Below are 16,881 nucleotides of genomic sequence, written 5' to 3'. Positions count from 1 at the left end.
GATCATCGTGCGGACCAGAGGAAGATCCCCGCGATGTGGAGTCCGGCCTGCTATATCGTCGCGGTCTTCTCGTAGCGGGTGGCGATGCCTCGCCACTGTTTGAGGCGGTTGATGCACCGCTCAACGGTGTTGCGCTGCTTGTAGACCTCACGGTCGAAGGCAGGGGGTCTGCCGCCCCGACCGCCCCGCCGCAGCCGGTGGCCTTGCTGGTCCGCCGGGACGGGAATCACCGCGCGGATGCCTCGTTTGCGCAGGTGTTTCCGGATGGCGCGTGACGAATACGCCTTGGCGGCGAGGACCACGTCCGGTCTGGTGCGGGGCCGTCCACGGGGCCGGGGAACGCGCAGGCGAGCCATAACCTCGGCGAAAGCGGGCGCGTCCCCGGCCTGTCCGGCGGTGAGGACGAAGGCCAGGAGCCGGCAGCGGCCGTCGGCAGCAAGGTGGATCTTCGTGGTCAGTCCGCCGCGGGACCGGCCGATGGCGTGGTCGTCCGGCTCGCCAGCCAGCGCCCCTTTTTGCGGGCCCCGGCCGCGTGCTGGTGGGAACGCACGATGGTGGAGTCCACTGAGACGGCCCAGTTCAGGTCCTCGTCGGCGTCGGCCTGGGCCATCAGCGCGGTGAACACCCGCTCCCACGTGCCGTCGATGGCCCACATACGCAGCCGGTTGTAGACGCCCCGCCAGTTGCCGTACTTCTCCGGCAGGTAGACCCACTGCGTACCGGTCTGGAACTTGAAGGCGATCGCATCGATCACCTCCCGGTGGTCCCTCCACCGGCCACCCCGCTTCGGTGTTCGGTCTGGGAGTAACGGCTCGATCCGAGCCCACTGCGCGTCACTCAACGGCACACCCGGACCAACGTCCGGCTGATCCAAACGAAACCGCCTAGGCTAGGCGGTCCGCGGCCGACGTGACGGCCCGTCGTCTTCCGCGTCGCGGGCGGTGGCAGCAGCTCGGCGGGGTCGCGGACCTCGTCCGGCCAGCGCATGGCGTGCAGCACCAGGACGTCGTCCTTCACACGAACCAGACCAAGCTGGCTCCGTGTCGCCGAGCGCCCGCGCCCGCAGTAGACAGCTCACTCGCGGCAGCTCCGTATCCCTCGCCTTCTCCTCGGACGCTCACAGCGGCCGGGGACGCGCGCGGCCCCGCCGACGCGCGAGAGGGGACCGCCGGCGCCCCGATCCCCGAGGCGCTCCCGCTCGCCCACCCGTCCCCTCCCCCCTTCTCCTCCAGGCAGGGGCGGCGCAGGGTGCGCTGAGGGGGATGTCAGAGCCCCGACCACGCTGCTACGGGCGCGGTGACCTGCGCAAACGCGCGGCGCTCCGAAGAGCTCGCGCAACAGTGGTCGCAACCTCTAACGCAACTTCCAGCGCAACCCCTTGACGCAACAGATGCCGCAACAGATCCCGTGCCCGCGGGCGGACAAGACACAGCTCTTGGCCGCGGCCATTGGTCGGCGACTACACGACCACGGCCAGAAGCCGCGGATGAACACCGGGCCTGCTGCCGTGACCACGACACCGCGCATGCAGACCCGCAGGCCGACAAGGGAGCCCCGGCCCCTGACCATGGGCCCGACCACGCTCCCGGCCGCGTACGCGACCGCCCAGGGCTGGGAGGTGTGGACGGACCGCGACGGCGCACGGGTGCCGGTGAGCCGGCTGGAAAGCTCCACCGGAGCCGAGCACAGCGGCTGGCAGTCGGTCCGCTTCCTCACCCTGGGCGGCCGCACGTACGTCCGTGATCCCAAGGGTGTGCTCGCCCGTGACGGGCTGCTCAGTGACCGGCACCTGTGGCTGACGGAGGACCGGGACACCGCCTACGTCCGCACGTCCTCCGGAGTGGAAGCCTGGCCCCGGGCGGCGCGGGAGGTCGCCTGCAAGTGACCGGTCACCGGCTCCGGTGCAGTGCGACCAGCAACTGCCAGACCTGGTCCGCGACTTCCTCCGGCGCGGCCCGCAGCAGCCCGTGCAACCAGTCCGCGAGGACACCCGCGAAGGTCGCCGCCACCGCCGACGCGACCAGCGGGGCGTCAGCCGCGCCGGCCAGTTCGCGCTCCTCGAGGCTGCGGGCCCGCAGGTCCCGGTGCAGCACCCGGCCGAGCGGCCCGCCGCCGCCCGGCGCGAGCAGCGACCGGTACAGGGCCGCGTGCGGGGCCAGACCGGTGAAGAACTCCCGCAGCGCGGGCGGGGCGTGGACGGGATCGGGCCGCCCCCGCCAGGCGTGCAGCGCGTCCACCGCCTGCCGTACGACGTCCGCGCACGCGTCGACCGCCAGCGCCTCGATGCCGTCGTAGTGCACATAGAACGTGGCCCGGCCCACCCCGGCCCGGCGCACCAGCGCGGCCACGGCGACCTCCGCCGGCGGTCGCTCGGCGCACTCGGCGAGCAGGGCGGCGCGCAGCCTGGCGCGGGTGCGCGCCGCCCTCGGGTCCTCGTGCGGCGCCCGGCTCATCGTGCGGCGAGGACGGCGGCCAGCGCGAGCGCGCCGGGCAGCGCCTGGGCGAACAGGATGCGGCGGTTGGCCGTGGTGGCGCCGAACACGCCCGCCACCACCACACAGGACAGGAAGAACACCTGGACCCGGAAGCCGGTCGGGTCGGCGGCGAGAAGCCCCCACACCAGTCCGGCCGCGAGGAAGCCGTTGTAGAGGCCCTGGTTGGCGGCCAGCGGAGCGGTCGCCCGGGCCGTCTCCGGGTCGAACCCGTGCAGCCCCCGCCCCGGCTTCCGCTGCCACAGGAACATCTCCAGCACCAGGATGTACATGTGCAACACGGCCACCAGGCCGACCAGCACGTTCGCCACGATTTCCATGAGCAGCGAGCCCTCCCATTCTTGGACAGGTGCCCAGGATACCTGGACACCTGTCCAAGAGAATCACCGGGTTCCGCCACCCCCCGGCGCAGCTCCCATGCCCGTAAGGCCAGCTGGATCTCGAAGCGGACCGCCAGGGCGTGCAGTAGCTCGCCGAACAGCTCGTCCAGTTGTCGGGTCCGCTACCGGATGCGGCAGCCCATCCAGCTGCCGCATCCGGTAGCGGACCGTCTGCGGAGAGCCACCGCGTCCGCGTGTTGCTGGAGCAGTCCCCAGTCCACTTCGGGCTCCTCGCCGCGCTCGGCCGCGCTCAGCATCTGTGCCCAGTCCTCGGCCGTCAGCCCGAACATGCCGAACGCGGCGAACGCTTCGCCCAGCGCGTCCGCCCCGACCTCCTGCGCCCCCAGGCCGATCGCGGCTGCCACGTGCACCATGCTCCTGAAGTCCGGCCCCTCCGCCTCGGCCGGCACGTCCCCGCCGGCTTCGAGCGCCGCGCGCACCAGAGCGAGGTTCGCCGCCCCGCGGTACGGCCCCATGAGCCGGCCGGCGGCCGCGTACAGCGCGTCCTGGCCCTCTTCACCCGCCCCGGCCGCGCTGCGCGCGAACTCCACCAGCCGCTGCGACGCCGAAGGTCAACAGCGCAGCCGTCTTCCACCCGATGGCCGGCCCCGACGACGAAGGCCTGCCGTGCAGCGAGATCGCCGGAGTTCTCGTCTTCGCCTACCTGGACGCCGACATGCAGGCCGTGCGGGTATCGGTTCACCTCGACACCACAGACGAGCTGCTCGTCCAGCCCGGACAGACGGTGCCTTTGCACGTGGAGGTCGAGGACTCCACGGTGTTCAGCGGAGGCACCACACCGGCGCCAGCGGCAGCCGGAGGATGGCGGCAGTGGCTGCGACGGCTGAGCCGCTGGACGCAGCGGACGAGGGGGATTGACCCACCCACAAAACACACTATGGCCCCGTCGATCACGCACGTATCCGGCACAGTCATGCCGGGATACCGGCCCTGATCCTGTCAAGGAGCGAGTTCGGCTTGGCGAAGGCTGCGGAACACCTCCGAAGTCGTCCATCCGCGCAACGTGGCGTGAATCGCCGAGCGGAATGCGGCCTCGGCCGTGGTGGCGTCGAAGGCCCCAGCCAGTTCAAGAGTCACCAGCCCGTGGAGGGTGGCCCAGATCGACAGGGCGATCGACGTCGCCTCGCCTGCGAGGACGGACGCCGCCAAGGCGCGATCGATCGCCGCGAGGAGTGGACGGATCGGGTCACTGGCACCGACCTCTCCCGACGGGTCGAAGGACTGCACACCGCCGAACAGCACCGTGTACAGGTGGCTGTGTCCTCGCCCCCAACGGCGGTAGGCGACGGCCAGCGCGTAGAGGTCGGCGAGAGGGTCCGCGGAGGTCTGCACCGTCGACAGGTCCTGGAACAGGCCGGCGACGGCTCTGTCGCGCACCGCACCGATCAGCCCGTCCTTACCACCGAACAGGGAGTACACGGCCGTCGTCGACGCCTCGGCAGCAGCGGCCACGGCGCGGACCGTGAGCGACTCCCGCGGACGGGTGGCGAGCATCTCGGTCGCGCACGCCACAAGCCGTTCTTTGACGGCCTCGTCGTTTGTTCTTGGCCTACCCACGGCCAGCAGCCTACCTCTGTTTGATAACGTCGTTTTGAAACGGTGTTCTGAAACTGTCGGAGGTCCGCTATGCCCAAGTCCGCCATACGCCTCGTCCGCTTCACCGGACGCCTACTGCTGGCCCTGGCCGCCGTCACGACGCTGGTCGTCGCCTTTCTCGCACTGACCGCCCTCACAGACGGGGCAGGCTCGGGGCTTGCCGCATGGTTGACGACCCTCGGGGCCGGGACTGTCCTCGCGCTGTGGCGGGGCCGGCACCGCACCTGGCCGGCGCGGCTCGCGCCGTTCCTGCCCGTGGTCGTCGCGGCGGCGTTGACAGCGACGGTCTGCATCCCGACCGTGCCGACGGCCCGGCAGTACCCGCCCGCCCTACCCTTCGTGGCCACGCAGCACTGGGGCCTGGCCACAGGCAGCCGGGTAGCGGTGTACCACTACCCGCCCGCGAACCCCGCCACCCGGCATCCCATCCCGCTCGTGTACCTCAACGGCGGACCGGTCCGCGGCATCTCGGTGCTCGACCACCGGTTCCTGCAACTCCTGGCACGCCACGGCTACGACGTCTACAGCTATGAACAAGCCGGTGGCGGACGAAGCGACCTGCTCCCCATGAGCCAGTACACGATCTCCAGGTCGGTCCGCGACCTCACCGCCTTCGTCGACCGCCTGAACAAGGGAAAGGTCGACATCCTCGGCTTCTCCTCGGGCGGGGTCGTGCTCACCCGGGCTCTGGCCGATCCGCGCGTCGCCGCACGCCTGCACCGGGCGATCATCGCCGAGCCCGGCCCCATGGACGGGCCCACGGCGCACATCACCGGGCACAAGGGCCGAAAATCCGCACGCGGCCTCGCGCCTGCCATGACCGGGCCGCGATCGACGCATGTCCCGCGGTACGCCGTGGCATTCGGCCTCATGCGACTCGGACTCCTCACCCCCGACACCGGACTGATCGGACAGGCCGAAGGCGACAACGCCTTCACCGCCGCAGACCTCGGCAGCGACACCGCATCCGCATACTGCGCGCGCGACGCGCACCGCATCCCAGCCGAGGACACCGCACAGAACTTCTCCTTCAGCCCCGCCGCCAGCCTCCGCATCCAGCAGACGGTCAAGGACTCACCCTCCATCGCCCCGCAACTGAGGCAGTCCCGGACCCCCGCGATGCTGATGATCGCCGAGTGCTCCTCCCAGGTCCGCCAATGGGAGACCACCGTCCTTGCCAATGACCCCGCCATCCAGCGCACGCAGTACATGCCCGGAGTCGGACACCACATGTGGAACGGCCTGGACGACAACAACGACCGAGCCGCCGCCGTCATCACTGCATTCCTTCAGGACAAGCCAGCCCCCCTGCCGAACTACCCGACCCGCGACGAGATCCCTACCTTCCTGCGTGATCACAAATGAAGACGTCGTAGCCCGTCACCGACAACGGCGGGCGAAACCTCGAGGCCGACCCGGCCCTGCGACGGGTACAGCCAAGGACGACTTCCTAGGGCGGAAAAGCTGCTCATGTTCGCTGTGTGTCTTCGCCTCCCGCCACGACGTACTGCTCTCCATCACCCGGCGACCGCGGCTGGCCGCACTGTACGCCGAGGTCGAACGGCTGCGAGGCGACAGCTTCCGCGCCGACTGGCGCATCACCGATCTCATCCGGCACGCCGCGGCCTGCGGAGCGCCCGACCCCGGCCTGGTCTGCTCCGACGACGGCCCGGAATTCACCGCCCTCGAGGAGCAGGTCCGCGCAGCGCTTGAGCAGGAGCCCCGCTAGGAGCCCGACCTGGCCCGGCGGACACGACGACCTGGCCGGGAGTGTGGCCGGGCGCAGGATCCTCGACGTCGGGTGCGGCACCGGCCCCGTGCTCGAGGCGCTGCGCGATCGCGGTGCCATCGTGACCGGCGTCGAGCCCAGCATCAGGTTTTCTTCGAGTCGGTCTTCGAGGATCACGATGCGGCAGGCGGCCTCGATGGGGGTGCCCTGGTCGACGAGTTCGCGGGCGCGGGCGACGATGCGCAGCCGGTAGCGGGAGTAGCGGCGGTGGCCGCCTTCGGAGCGCAGGGGGGTGATCAGGCGGTGTTCGCCGAGAGCGCGGAGGAAGGCGGGAGTGGTGCCGAGCATCTCGGCGGCCCGGCCCATGGTGTAGGCGGGGTAGTCGTCGTCGAGGATGTCGGCGGTGCGGGTACTGCGAGGGGGCATAGACCTCTTCTTTCCGGGGGACGCGTCGGGGGGCCCGGGTGCCGTCGTCCCCGTGCTGCTCGGCCACATCGGCAGTGCCGTCGCCTCCGGTGGCCACCTCATCGTCACCTACCGCGACCTCACAGCGGAGCTGCGTGGCTCCGACCGCTTCAGGCCGGTACGCAGTAGCGACGACCGGCTGCTCACCTGCTTCCGCGAATACCGCAACGAGGACACGGTGATCGTCCACGACCTGCTCCAGACCCGGACGAACGGCTCCTGGCAGCAACGGGCAAGCAGCTACCCCAAGCTGCGGATCGCGTCCGCCTGGCTGGTCAGTGCCGGGCGGCGGGACTGGACGTCCACCGCGACGCCGCCGACTCCAGGGGCATGCGGATCCTGCACGCCGTAAAACCCTGACGGGCGATCAAGCTCCGTCGGCGTCGGCACACAGCGTGACAGTCACCTCTCCTCGGCGGGTGGTGGCTCAGGGGATGAGGTGGGTGAAGCAGTCGCGGACGAGAGACCGGCGCCAGGAAGTACCAGTGCCGAGTCCGCGTGGAGCGTGAGGCGCACCGGTGTGAAGGTGGTGGCGTCCACCCGCGACTCACCGGTGCCGGGGTTGCGGGCGTAGCGAGGGTGGGCGCCTGCGCTGATCTGCCAGCGTATGCGATGGCCGACGGGGAAGCGGTGGGCGGTGGAGCTCATCGGCACCGTGACCTGTGAGGGCACCTGTTCGGCCGTCCGGAGTCGGACGAACCCGTCACATATGTTGACGGAGCGGCCTTGTGCATCCACATCGCACAGGCGGGTGAAGACATCGGCGTGTCCGGTGTCCGTGGAGATGCTCACCCGTGCGGAGACCGGGCCCAGGATGTCCATGGGCTCGGTCAGTGGTGGACCGGTGAAGGTCAGGACGTCGTCTCGGGCCTCCAGGATGGCGTTGTTCCGGGGGCCGGCGGTGCGGGAGAGCAGTGGGCCGCCGAGGGAGGGGGTGGGGTCGGCCGGGTCGTAGCGGAACGCCGTCACCGGTGCGGAGTCTGCGGGGGCCTGCTGGGTGAGATGCCCGCCGGGGACGGGGTACCAGTCGGTAACAGCTGCCGCTGGCGGCCAGTCGTCGAGGTCCCGCCAGGCGTTGTCGCCGCCGATGTGCACACGCACTGCGGTGGGACGCAGACCGGAGGGATCGGCGCACAGGTGGGCGCGCAGCCAGGCGAGGCTCTCGGCGAATACCTCGGGCCATCCTTGCTGCAGGGCGGACGTGTGGGTCCAGGGACCGACGAGCAGGGCGGTCTCACATCCGGCCTGGCGCAGCCGGTCGTACTGCTCGAAGGTCTGGTCGACCAGTGCGTCGTACCATCCGGTGATCAGAGCCGTGGGCACGCGCAGCCGCTCCGCCGACTCCGCCAACGACGCGCCATCCCAGTAGGTGTCCTTGGCGTCCGGATGTGTCATCACGTCGTCCAACCAAGGCAGTTCGCCGCCGAGGGCGGGCACGTACGCCCCACGCAGGGGCTGCGCGGTGGTGACGCCGCGCAGGCGGCGCTGCAGGCGCAGCGCCGCCTTGAGGAACGGTGCCATGCCCTGGTGCTGGTAGTTCATGCCCAAGCCCACGGCGAGGACGTTCTCCAGGCGCAGCGCCCCGTCTGCGTGGAACAGGGCATAGGGATCGTGCAGCCCTACTTGCACCACCATTGCCTTCAGTTCTGGCGGTGGGTCCAAAGCGAGGGCCCATTGCACGTAGCCCAGGTAACTGGGGCCGACGGTCCCCAGCGTTCCGTTGAACCAGGGTTGCTCGCGCAGCCAGGACATCGTGGCCTGGCCGTCGGCGGCCTCGTTGCGCCACAGATCGAACATGCCGCCCGAACCTCCGGTGCCGCGGCAGCTCTGCAGGATCACGTGGAAGCCCTGTTCGGCGAAGAGCAGGCCGTACTGGGGTGACCACGGCAGGCCCCGGCCATAGGGCGAGCGGACCAGGAGAGTGGGGAAGTCGCCCTGGGTGCGCGGAAAGTAGTGGTCAGTGATCAGCGGGCTGCCGTCGGCGGCGGGCACCACCAGCCCCGGTTCCCATCCCACCTCGTACCGTTTCGCCGGCAGACCTCGCCAGGCCGCCCTCATCATCCGCGAGGAAAGCGGTGGTTTTCCGGCGCGTGGCACCCAGGGCTGTCTGGCTACGGCGTCGGGCGTGCGTGACGGCATCGTCCCCTCCTCTATTCCAGTACGTTGTACGAGAATAGAGGATGCTTGGATGGCCTTGGCAAGAGCCGCCTCAACAACCAGGGGAAGGAGTGCGAGACCGTGTCCGGTGACGAAAGGTCCGGTGCCAAAAGCGTCGACCCCGAGCAGCTCTGGCTGCGTCCCGCCGAGCCCCGCAGGGGCCGCAGGCCCTCATTCAGCCGGGAGACGATCACAGCGGCGGCCGTCGCTGTGGCGGACGCGGAAGGGCTCGACGCGGTCACCATGCGGCGGGTGGCCGCCGAGGTGGGAGCGGGGGTCATGTCGCTCTACAGCTACGCCCCTGACAAGGAGACGCTTCTGGCACTGATGGTCGACCACGTCAGCGGCGAACTCAGGATCACAGACCCACCCAGCGGCGACTGGCGTGCCGATCTGAAGACCGTGGCCCACCTGCAGCGCGCCCATATGCTGCGCCACCCCTGGCTGCCCGCCGCCTTGACCACCCGTCACGTTCCGGGCCCCAACACGCTGGCCTTCCTGGAGCGCGTGCTCGCCGTCCTGCGGCCCACCGGGCTGGACGGCGCGGCGAAGCTGGAGATCTTCGCCCAGATCACCGCATTCGTGGCCGGGCATGTTGCCCATGAGATCGCGCAGGCCGCAGCCTCACGATCACCGGACCGAGCCGCAGCCGAGGCCCGCTACCTCGCCGCTGTCGCCGCCGACGGCTGCCACCCGGAACTCGCCGAAGCCCTTTCCGCTCCCGGACGCCCCCTCACTCCGGACGCCACCTTCACCCGGTTCCTCAACCGTTTGATCGACGGCCTCGACACCGGCTGATGCCACACAGCTGCGCCCGCCGTCCCACCCGCGGCCCTCCGGGGAGACCAGACCATCGGCCTCTCCAAGGCCACGGCCCCGACGAAGGCTGCCGCCGGCTCCTCGCGCGGTCACCGACAGGGTTCCGGTGATGGGCAGCGCCCAGGCCCCATCCATGTCAGTGACCTCGGCTCGGTGCGTGGATCGAAAACCAGCGCGGCCGGGCCGCGACGCCGACGCCGGAGTAGGTGGCCACGCCGTCACCACCGCTCCGGGCTGAGGCCGCTTGCGGGCGGCAGGTCTGCATAACGTGGATGCGCGCATACGACGCCAACGCCCCGGCCAGCACCGCATGAGCCCCGATCGGGAGGATGGGTTGGACGACATCGACGACGTGGGCGTCTTCCTCGGCCTGGACGTCGGCAAGAGCGCCCACCACGGGCACGGCCTCACCCCGGCCGGGAAGAAGGTCTTCGACAAGCAGCTGCCCAACAGCGAGCCGAAACTGCGGGCCGTCTTCGACAAGCTGACCGCGAAGTTCGGCACCGTGCTGCTAATCGTGGACCAGCCCGCCTCCATCGGAGCCCTGCCCCTGACGGTGGCCCGGGACGCCGGCTGCAAGGTCGCCTACCTGCCCGGACTCTCGATGCGGCGGACCGCCGATCTCTATCCGGGCGAGGCGAAGACCGACGCGAAGTACGCCGCAGTGATCGCGGACGCCGCCCGCACCATGCCGCACACCCTGCGCTCGCTGGAGCTGACCGACGAGATCACCGCCGAGCTGACCGTGCTGGTCGGCTTCGACCAGGACCTGGCGGCCGAGGCCAACCGCACCTCGAACCGGATACGCGGCCTGCTCACCCAGTTCCACCCCAGCCTGGAACGCGTCCTCGGACCGCGCCTGGACCACCCCGCGGTGACCTGGCTGCTGGAACGCTACGGATCCCCAGCCACCCTGCGAAAGGCCGGTCGCCACAAGCTGGTCGAGGTGATCCGCCCCAAGGCCCCGCGCATGGCCCAGCGGCTGATCGACGAGGTGTTCGATGCGCTCGACGAGCAGACCGTCGTGGTCCCGGGCACCGGCACCCTCGACCTCGTGATCCCGTCCCTGGCCCGTTCGCTCGCGGCCGTCCACGAACAGCGACGAGCCCTGGAAGCGCAGATCGGACAGCTGCTGGAGGCTCACCCTCTTTCCCCGGTCCTGGCCTCGATTCCGGGGGTCGCGGTCAGGACCGCCGCCACCTTGCTGGTCACCGTCGGCGACGGCACCAGCTTCCCCACCGCCGCCCACCTGGCCTCCTACGCCGGCCTCGCCCCGACCACCAAGTCATCGGGAACCTCGGTCCACGGCGAACACGCTCCACGAGGCGGCAACCGGCAACTGAAACGCGCGATGTTCCTGTCGGCATTCGCCGCACTGCACGATCCCGCCTCCCGCACCTACTACGACCGATGCCGGGCCCGCGGGAAGACCCACACCCAGGCACTTCTCCGCCTGGCCCGCCAGCGGATCAACGTGCTGTTCGCGATCCTCCGCGACGGCACCTTCTACGAACCCAGAACCCCACGCCTCGCTTGACGAAAGACATAGAGGCCCCCCATGTAGCGGGCGATGCGCTTGGTGGGATAGCCGAGCAGGTGGCGCAGGACGATCACGGTGAACTGGCGGGTAGGCAGCTCCAGGATCGCCTCGTACAGGCCGTTGGTGCTGCTGGCGATCTCCATCTGGTTCCGGACCGCCTCGAGGTTCTTCGCTATGGGCCCGTTGATGAGGAACGCGGGCGGGCGGGCGATCGTCGCTGAGCCGGCGCGTGACACCACGGTGGAGCACCGCGAGCGTCTGCTGCTCGAGGTCGCCCTGCTGCAGCAGTTCGTCCCAGCCTCCGAGGATCTCCAGGAACACCTGGTGGACCACCTGCTCGGCGACCCGCCGGCTGCCGGGGTGGATCTCCGCGAAGTCGTGGAAGAACTCCTGGTGACCCAGGTAGAAGGCCTCGAAGTCGAGGGGCAGTTCGGGAGGGGCCTGGACGGGCTGGCCGTGGCCGCCGTCCTGGGGCGATACGTCAGTGCTGACGTCGCCGTTGCCCACACGGTCCTCCAGGAGATGCGGGCGCCGGCCTCGTCGCTGAGGCCGGCGGTGTCCTGCGCGAGCCAACTCGCCCACGCGAAAGACCAGGTGCTTCGGCCTCTCAGGCACCACCCTGTCGTTTTTCGGGGCTCGAAACTCATGCGGCCCTCAAAAATCGTGACTCTGCGATCTTCTCCATAAACGGAACCTGCTTGCGTATTGCGTACATACATTGGAAGTTGGGGCTGACGTGCGCAGACGCAGTTCGGGTGAAAAGTTTGCGGTCCAAGTGTCACCAGGACCGTGGCTCAGCTCACACGGATCCTGGCATGGTGCGGACATCTGGTGAAGTCCCAGCGTCACAGACGGCCGCGGACACACAGAACCGATCCGCCTCACCCGCAAGGGTGATGGACCGGTCGGACGTGCAAGACATCCTTCGCGTCGTGGCCGCAGAATGGGCCTGACTAGCGGCCACGACGCCACGGCTGTCCTGGTCGGCCAGCTGGCTGGTCGGGTGCCGCCGTCTGCACCGCCGTTACGAACGCGAGGCAGAACACTTCCTCGCCTTCGCCGGCATCGCTGCGGCTCTCATCTGCTGACGGCGCCTCTCACGGCAGGCGTGATGCGGCGGGCTGCCATCTACGGCACGTTCCAGGCGGAGGTGAACGGTTGCCCATCCTCAGTAGCCAGGAAACGACCACCGGTCCCTCTCGTCCTGTGGCCGGCGTCCTTGCGGAGGAGCCGGCTACGCACCGGGCAGTGAACGGTCACGTCCCGGGGTCGGCCACGCCCGTCTCGAAGGCCATCACGACCGCCTGGGTGCGGTTGCCCGCACCCAACTTGGCGAGCACGTTGCCGACATGGGTCTTCACAGTCTCGGGACTGACGAACAGGCGCGCGGCGATCTCCTGGTTGGACAGACCGCGCGCCATCAGCCGCAGCGTCTCGGTCTCGCGGGCGGTGAGCGCGGCCGTGACCGAGGAGTCCTGCCGTACCGGACGGTCGACGGCCATGCGGCGCACCGCGTCGGGGAACAGCAGGGAATCGCCGAAGGCCAGCAGGCGGATGGCGTGCGCGATCTGCCGGGCCGGAGCGCGCTTGCGGATGAAGCCGCCTGCGCCTGCCCGCAGCGCGTCCCAGACGTAGGAGTCGTTCTCGAACGTGGTGATCACCAGGACTTTGGGCGGATCGGGCAACGCGCGCAGCCGACGGGTGGCCTCGATGCCGTCCACCCGGGGCATCCTGACGTCCATCAGCACCACGTCCGGTCGTAACCGGTCCACCGCGTCGGGCACGTCGGCCCCGTCGGTGACCTCGCCGACCACGTCCAGGTCAGGGCCGGCCGACAGCAGCGTCCGCAGCCCGGTGCGGGTCAGCTCGTCGTCGTCCACGACGAGCACCCTCACCGGCGGGTCTGTCTCGGCCTGGGTGGGGTCGGCGCCAGTCACGACTGCGCCCCCAGCGGCAACCGGACGGTGAGCCGCCAGACGGCCATCGCGGCGGTCCCGTTCGGGGCCCCTGCGTCCCCCGTCTGTCCGTGCGCGGCTTCGGCCTGCGCCCGCATTTCCCCCCGCAGCAGCCGGACGCGGTCCTGGATGCCGCGCAGCCCCTGGCCGCCCGACCGCTGCCGCTCGGTCGGCTGCGCGCCCAGCGGATTGGTCAGTTCCAGCTCCCACCAGCCGCCGCGCACGGCGGTGCGCAGCCGGATCCGAGTGGCGCCGTGCTTCAGGGCGTTGGTTAGGCCCTCCTGGACGATCCGGTAGGCCTCCCGCGACACCGTGGCCGGCACCTGACCGAGGTCGCCCTCCACCTCCAGCACCAACTCCGTGCCCGTGTCGCGCAGGCCCTCGACGAGCGGGCCGAGGTCGGCGAGCGTGGGCCGGGGCGCACGGGACGGTTCCTCGTCGCGCAGCATCCCCAGCACGAGGTCGAGATCGTCCATGGCCGCCCGCGAGGTCTCCTCGATGCTGGTCAGCGCCCGGCGGGCGCCCGCCGGATCACGGTCCATCAGCTCCACCGCCACGGCCGCCTGGATCGTCGACGTCGTGAGGGTGTGGCCGATCGAGTCATGCAGTTCCTGCGCCAGCAGGTTGCGCCGGGCCAGCAGGTCCATCCGCTCCTCTGCCGCGGCCATCCGCTCGCGCCGCCCGTGCCCGAGCAGCACGGACGCCACCGGCCGCAGGGCCGCCGCCCCGCCGAGCGCCGCGCCGGGTGCCACCGCCAGGCACACCGCGGTGAGCCCGAGCGACCAAGCCCCGCGCCAGCCCGCTGACACGTGCAGGGAGAGCCCGAACAAAGCCATGTGCCGCTCGCCGCCCAGCCAGACCGACGGGAACGCCACGGCGGCCAGCATCGCGCAGAAGGACACCGCCGTCACCACGCCGCCCAGCACCATGTGCGGCACCAGCCAGGCGGCGGTGCGTAGCCGGTCGAGGCGCGACGGCGGCTCACGCAAGGGCGCCGGCAGGCCGGCGCCCAGCAGACCGTTGGCCAGGCGCACACTTCCGCGCCGGGCGAGCGCCGGGGTGCCGAGGGCCAGCGCCACAGCCACGAACGCGACGGCAAAGCCCAGCATGCGCAAGGCGGCCGGCCAGGCGGGCGGCGCACACAGCGCCGCCGCCGTAAGGGGAGGAAGGCTCAGCAGGGCACCCACGGCGCAATGCGTCCAGGCTCGGACCGCGGCCCCGCCGAAGAGCGGGCGAATCGATCTGCTCACGGCCCCCACGCTAGCGGGGCGCCACGCCCGGCAGCCTCCCCCAAAGGGGCCAGAACCCATCGCGCAGCGGGGGGATTTCACGTTCGCTCCCGCCGGGGAGGTGCCCGCCGGGTCGTGGATGTGACAGTCGGGACCCAATCGACCGGCCGGGTGGATCCGAGGGACCCACCCGGGGAGAAGCGTGCTGCGGTGCGCGCGGGACCGCCGGTCCGTATCCATGAAAGGCACTTCGCTCGTGCACTCCTCTGCCGTGAATCCGGCGACCCATCAACCCGCCGCTGCCCGGGACGTGCCCCGCAAGGGCGTAACGGCGTTCCTCGCCCTCTCCTTCGGCGGCACCTGGCTGTGGCTGCTGGTCGCGCGGGCGGGCCTCGGCCTGGAGCCGCTCAACCCGCTCCTGCAACTGCCCGGCTTCTGCATGCCCGGGATCGCGGCGATCGCCGTGCGCCGGTGGGTGACCCGGGAGGGGTTCACCGACGCCGGACTGCGACCACGCTTCAGGCAGGCATGGCGCTTCTACGCCGTCGCCTGGGTCGGGCCACCGCTCGTCGCCGGTGCCACGCTCGCCATGTCGGCCGCCGTGGGCCTGTGGCACCCGGACTACTCCGGGCCCGGTGGAATTCCGGGGCCGAAGGAAGTCGGGGCCGTGCTCGCGCTCATGCTCGTCGCCGCGGTCCTCACCCCGCTGTACGCGGGCGAGGAGTTCGGCTGGACCGGCTACCTGCGGCCGCGCCTGTTCGCCGGCCGCACCGCACCCTCGGCCGTCGTCACCGGCCTGATCTGGGCGGTGTGGCACTTCCCGCTGGCCTTCATCGGCTACGTCGACTTTTCGAACGTCGTAGTCGGGTTGCTGGTGTGGGCCCTCTCCTTCCAGCTGCAGGAGATCATCCTGCTGTGGCTGTACCAGCGCAGCGGCAGCGTGTGGGTGCCGAGTCTGGCGCACGCGGGGAACAATATGGTGCTCTTTCTGATCCTCGGCTCCGCGCTCGACAAGACCGGCCCCGGCCCCGTCGCACCGCTGTTGATGGCCCTCGCGCCGCTGGCCGCGATCTGCGCCTGGATCATCGGCGGCGGGAGACTGAGCCGCGACCGGCGGGTTTCGGAGCCGACGCCGGCACGTTCCGGCGAGGCCACCGGCTGACGGCGCCGGCCCGTCCGTGGACGCCCTTTCCCGTCGGGTCGGGGCGTCGCTGGATCACGGTACGCGCTCGTGAGAGCGCGGACAGCCCGGTCGGCGGCTCACCGGTGCCCTACGTGCCCCGGCAACCCTGCCGATCGGCCGCTACGGCCAGGCCGGACGCCTTCGGCTCGTCGCGCGCACCGCGCCGCTGTCCTCGGCCGCGCGCCATGACGTCGGCGCCCTGCTGAATCCGGGGCGGCGGCGACCGGGACCGCAATCCATCCGCTGGGCCGTACCCCTGGTTCGGCATGCGGCCGGACCAGCCCCGGCCTGGGGCGTCGACGGCAGGACCCGTGCCGCCACTGCATGGCGGCCTTCGGCCGTCTCTGACTCCCGGCCGCTCCTTGCTGCTGCTGGACCTCAAGGCAGCACGAACGTTGACGGCTTGGCGGCGACTGCCCGACCAGGAGGAAGCCGGCCTGCCGCCGGGCGTGTGGAGGGGGCGCGGCCTGGCCGCGCTCGGGCTCGCCGCGGGGTTGGTGGTCACGCAGCGGCAGGCGGAGCTGCTGTTCGGGATGGGCCGGCACCCGGACTCCGACCGCATCGAGCGTGAGCTCCTGGACGACGGCGCTATCCCTGCGGTGGTGTGGGCTCGCCTGACCTGAACCGCCGGCGCCGCCCGCATAGCCACGAGCCCGCCCCCGCGTTCGGCAGGAGGCGGACTCGCAGTAGTTCATGTCAGGCGGCCGGCGGTGTGGTCACCCCCGGCTGTCGGGTGTCCTAGTAGTTGTTGTAGTCCGCGAACGCGGCCTTGGTCTGCGTGCCGGCGATCCCGTCGACCTTGAGGTTGTAGCCGCCGTAGTAGTTCAGATAGCGCTGCAGTCCCTTGATCGTCCCGCTACCGACGATGCCGTCGATGGGGCCGGAGTACCAGCCCTTGCTCTTGAACACCTCCTGCGCCGCCTTCCAGCTCGCGGTGCCCAACTGCCCGTCGATCGTGAGCGAGTACCCCCAGCCGTTCAGCTCCCTCTGCCAGTTTTTGGCCTCGGCCGTGGTCAGGCCCAGGTTGTTGACGGCGAAGGGAACGACGGTGCTGGTCGCGGGCTTGGCCGCCGGCGGGGCCGCTGCGAAGCTGGCGCTCGCACCCGCCAGGCTCCCGGCGGCGATACCGGCGATGGCGGCGGCACTGACGAGGGTCCTCGTCACAACGTTCGGTCGCATGCGTTTTCTCTCTTTCCGGTTCGTGGTGCGGCGCCTGATGCGGTTGGCCGCGGGGATAAGCCTTCTGGGGCAGCTGGTTGTTGCGCAGGCCCCGGCCGCCGTATGAAACAAAGAGCCGGATCGCTCCGTGTCGAGG

The 16,881-nt window shown here is 70.6% G+C and carries 18 protein-coding genes and 4 pseudogenes; 11 read left to right on the top strand and 11 right to left on the bottom strand.

The features are described 5' to 3' along the window. Positions 1 to 50: 50 nt before the first annotated feature. Positions 51 to 847, bottom strand: a pseudogene (locus OG956_RS37955) (IS5 family transposase). 660 nt (positions 848 to 1,507) lie between these two features. Between OG956_RS37955 and OG956_RS37950 the strand changes: the two are divergent. Further along, positions 1,508 to 1,885: a hypothetical protein gene (locus OG956_RS37950; RefSeq protein ID WP_330342531.1), complete on the top strand. Its 378-nt coding sequence runs from the start codon at positions 1,508 to 1,510 to the stop codon at positions 1,883 to 1,885. A gap of 4 nt (positions 1,886 to 1,889) precedes the next feature. On the opposite strand, the gene OG956_RS37945 is transcribed toward OG956_RS37950, so the two are convergent. The 3 genes from OG956_RS37945 to OG956_RS37935 all read right to left on the bottom strand — a co-directional run bounded on the left by OG956_RS37945 (position 1,890) and on the right by OG956_RS37935 (position 3,423). Next, entirely contained in the window at positions 1,890 to 2,453 is a 564-nt protein-coding gene (locus OG956_RS37945) for a TetR/AcrR family transcriptional regulator (protein ID WP_191873986.1), read from the bottom strand. Further along, positions 2,450 to 2,812: a DUF1304 domain-containing protein gene (locus OG956_RS37940; RefSeq protein WP_055496002.1), complete on the bottom strand. Its 363-nt coding sequence runs from the start codon at positions 2,810 to 2,812 to the stop codon at positions 2,450 to 2,452. Before OG956_RS37940 ends, OG956_RS37945 begins: the two co-directional genes overlap by 4 nt. Before the next feature lie 182 nt (positions 2,813 to 2,994). Then, complete coding sequence (locus OG956_RS37935; protein ID WP_330342530.1) at positions 2,995 to 3,423, bottom strand: hypothetical protein; 429 nt, start codon at positions 3,421 to 3,423, stop codon at positions 2,995 to 2,997. A gap of 47 nt (positions 3,424 to 3,470) precedes the next feature. Here OG956_RS37935 and OG956_RS37930 point away from each other — a divergent pair, with 47 nt between their 5' ends. Continuing rightward, positions 3,471 to 3,827, top strand: a complete 357-nt coding sequence (locus OG956_RS37930) for a hypothetical protein (protein ID WP_330342529.1) — start codon at positions 3,471 to 3,473, stop codon at positions 3,825 to 3,827. 5 nt (positions 3,828 to 3,832) lie between these two features. Here OG956_RS37930 and OG956_RS37925 read toward each other — a convergent pair whose 3' ends face one another. Beyond that, the gene (locus OG956_RS37925; protein ID WP_330342528.1) at positions 3,833 to 4,450 is read right to left on the bottom strand and encodes a TetR/AcrR family transcriptional regulator; all 618 of its coding nucleotides are present in this window, start codon (positions 4,448 to 4,450) and stop codon (positions 3,833 to 3,835) included. 69 nt (positions 4,451 to 4,519) lie between these two features. On the opposite strand from OG956_RS37925, the gene OG956_RS37920 reads away from it, so the two are divergent. Together OG956_RS37920 and OG956_RS40370 are read left to right on the top strand one after the other, a co-directional pair. After that, positions 4,520 to 5,854, top strand: coding sequence for an alpha/beta fold hydrolase (locus OG956_RS37920; protein ID WP_330342527.1), 1,335 nt, complete (start codon positions 4,520 to 4,522; stop codon positions 5,852 to 5,854). A 116-nt stretch (positions 5,855 to 5,970) separates the two neighbouring features. Further along, positions 5,971 to 6,471 (top strand): class I SAM-dependent methyltransferase, encoded by a 501-nt coding sequence (locus OG956_RS40370; protein WP_443065709.1) that lies wholly within the window; start codon positions 5,971 to 5,973, stop codon positions 6,469 to 6,471. Here the strand turns inward: OG956_RS40370 and OG956_RS37910 are convergent. Continuing rightward, a pseudogene (locus OG956_RS37910) lies at positions 6,369 to 6,644 on the bottom strand (MerR family transcriptional regulator); the annotation flags it as partial. The gene OG956_RS40370 and the pseudogene OG956_RS37910 sit on opposite strands and share 103 nt — an antisense overlap. Before the next feature lie 52 nt (positions 6,645 to 6,696). On the opposite strand from OG956_RS37910, the gene OG956_RS37905 reads away from it, so the two are divergent. Then, a complete protein-coding gene (locus tag OG956_RS37905) occupies positions 6,697 to 7,035 on the top strand; it encodes a hypothetical protein (RefSeq protein WP_330342526.1) in 339 nt (112 codons plus the stop codon). A 50-nt stretch (positions 7,036 to 7,085) separates the two neighbouring features. Here the strand turns inward: OG956_RS37905 and OG956_RS37900 are convergent, their stop codons facing one another. Beyond that, positions 7,086 to 8,741, bottom strand: a complete 1,656-nt coding sequence (locus OG956_RS37900; RefSeq protein ID WP_330343049.1) for a CocE/NonD family hydrolase — start codon at positions 8,739 to 8,741, stop codon at positions 7,086 to 7,088. Between the two features lie 180 nt (positions 8,742 to 8,921). On the opposite strand from OG956_RS37900, the gene OG956_RS37895 reads away from it, so the two are divergent. Both OG956_RS37895 and OG956_RS37890 read left to right on the top strand, forming a co-directional pair. Further along, positions 8,922 to 9,638: a TetR/AcrR family transcriptional regulator C-terminal domain-containing protein gene (locus tag OG956_RS37895; protein ID WP_330342525.1), complete on the top strand. Its 717-nt coding sequence runs from the start codon at positions 8,922 to 8,924 to the stop codon at positions 9,636 to 9,638. Between the two features lie 355 nt (positions 9,639 to 9,993). After that, complete coding sequence (locus OG956_RS37890; protein WP_330342524.1) at positions 9,994 to 11,196, top strand: IS110 family transposase; 1,203 nt, start codon at positions 9,994 to 9,996, stop codon at positions 11,194 to 11,196. Here OG956_RS37890 and OG956_RS37885 read toward each other — a convergent pair. After that, entirely contained in the window at positions 11,166 to 11,342 is a 177-nt protein-coding gene (locus OG956_RS37885; protein ID WP_330342523.1) for a sigma-70 region 4 domain-containing protein, read from the bottom strand. The two genes, OG956_RS37890 and OG956_RS37885, sit on opposite strands and share 31 nt — an antisense overlap. On the opposite strand from OG956_RS37885, the gene OG956_RS37880 reads away from it, so the two are divergent. Further along, the gene (locus OG956_RS37880) at positions 11,323 to 11,886 is read left to right on the top strand and encodes a hypothetical protein (protein WP_330342522.1); all 564 of its coding nucleotides are present in this window, start codon (positions 11,323 to 11,325) and stop codon (positions 11,884 to 11,886) included. The genes OG956_RS37885 and OG956_RS37880 overlap by 20 nt on opposite strands. Positions 11,887 to 12,182: 296 nt before the next feature. After that, positions 12,183 to 12,287, top strand: a pseudogene (locus OG956_RS37875) (IS5/IS1182 family transposase); the annotation flags it as partial. Positions 12,288 to 12,455: 168 nt separating this feature from the next. Here the strand turns inward: OG956_RS37875 and OG956_RS37870 are convergent. Both OG956_RS37870 and OG956_RS37865 read right to left on the bottom strand, forming a co-directional pair. Then, the gene (locus tag OG956_RS37870) at positions 12,456 to 13,136 is read right to left on the bottom strand and encodes a response regulator transcription factor (RefSeq protein WP_330342521.1); all 681 of its coding nucleotides are present in this window, start codon (positions 13,134 to 13,136) and stop codon (positions 12,456 to 12,458) included. Continuing rightward, positions 13,133 to 14,239 (bottom strand): sensor histidine kinase, encoded by a 1,107-nt coding sequence (locus OG956_RS37865; protein ID WP_330342520.1) that lies wholly within the window; start codon positions 14,237 to 14,239, stop codon positions 13,133 to 13,135. Before OG956_RS37865 ends, OG956_RS37870 begins: the two co-directional genes overlap by 4 nt. Positions 14,240 to 14,654: 415 nt before the next feature. Here OG956_RS37865 and OG956_RS37860 point away from each other — a divergent pair, with 415 nt between their 5' ends. Further along, a complete protein-coding gene (locus OG956_RS37860) occupies positions 14,655 to 15,545 on the top strand; it encodes a CPBP family intramembrane glutamic endopeptidase (protein ID WP_330342519.1) in 891 nt (296 codons plus the stop codon). 392 nt (positions 15,546 to 15,937) lie between these two features. Next, positions 15,938 to 16,165: pseudogene (locus OG956_RS37855) on the top strand (relaxase domain-containing protein); the annotation flags it as partial. A 139-nt stretch (positions 16,166 to 16,304) separates the two neighbouring features. Here OG956_RS37855 and OG956_RS37850 read toward each other — a convergent pair. Further along, positions 16,305 to 16,745, bottom strand: a complete 441-nt coding sequence (locus tag OG956_RS37850) for a peptidoglycan-binding domain-containing protein (RefSeq protein WP_330342518.1) — start codon at positions 16,743 to 16,745, stop codon at positions 16,305 to 16,307. Positions 16,746 to 16,881 lie beyond the last annotated feature (136 nt).

It is taken from the genome of Streptomyces sp. NBC_00557, from assembly GCF_036345995.1.
Lineage (GTDB): Bacteria > Actinomycetota > Actinomycetes > Streptomycetales > Streptomycetaceae > Streptomyces.
This window is presented reverse-complemented; position numbering and strand designations above follow the sequence as displayed.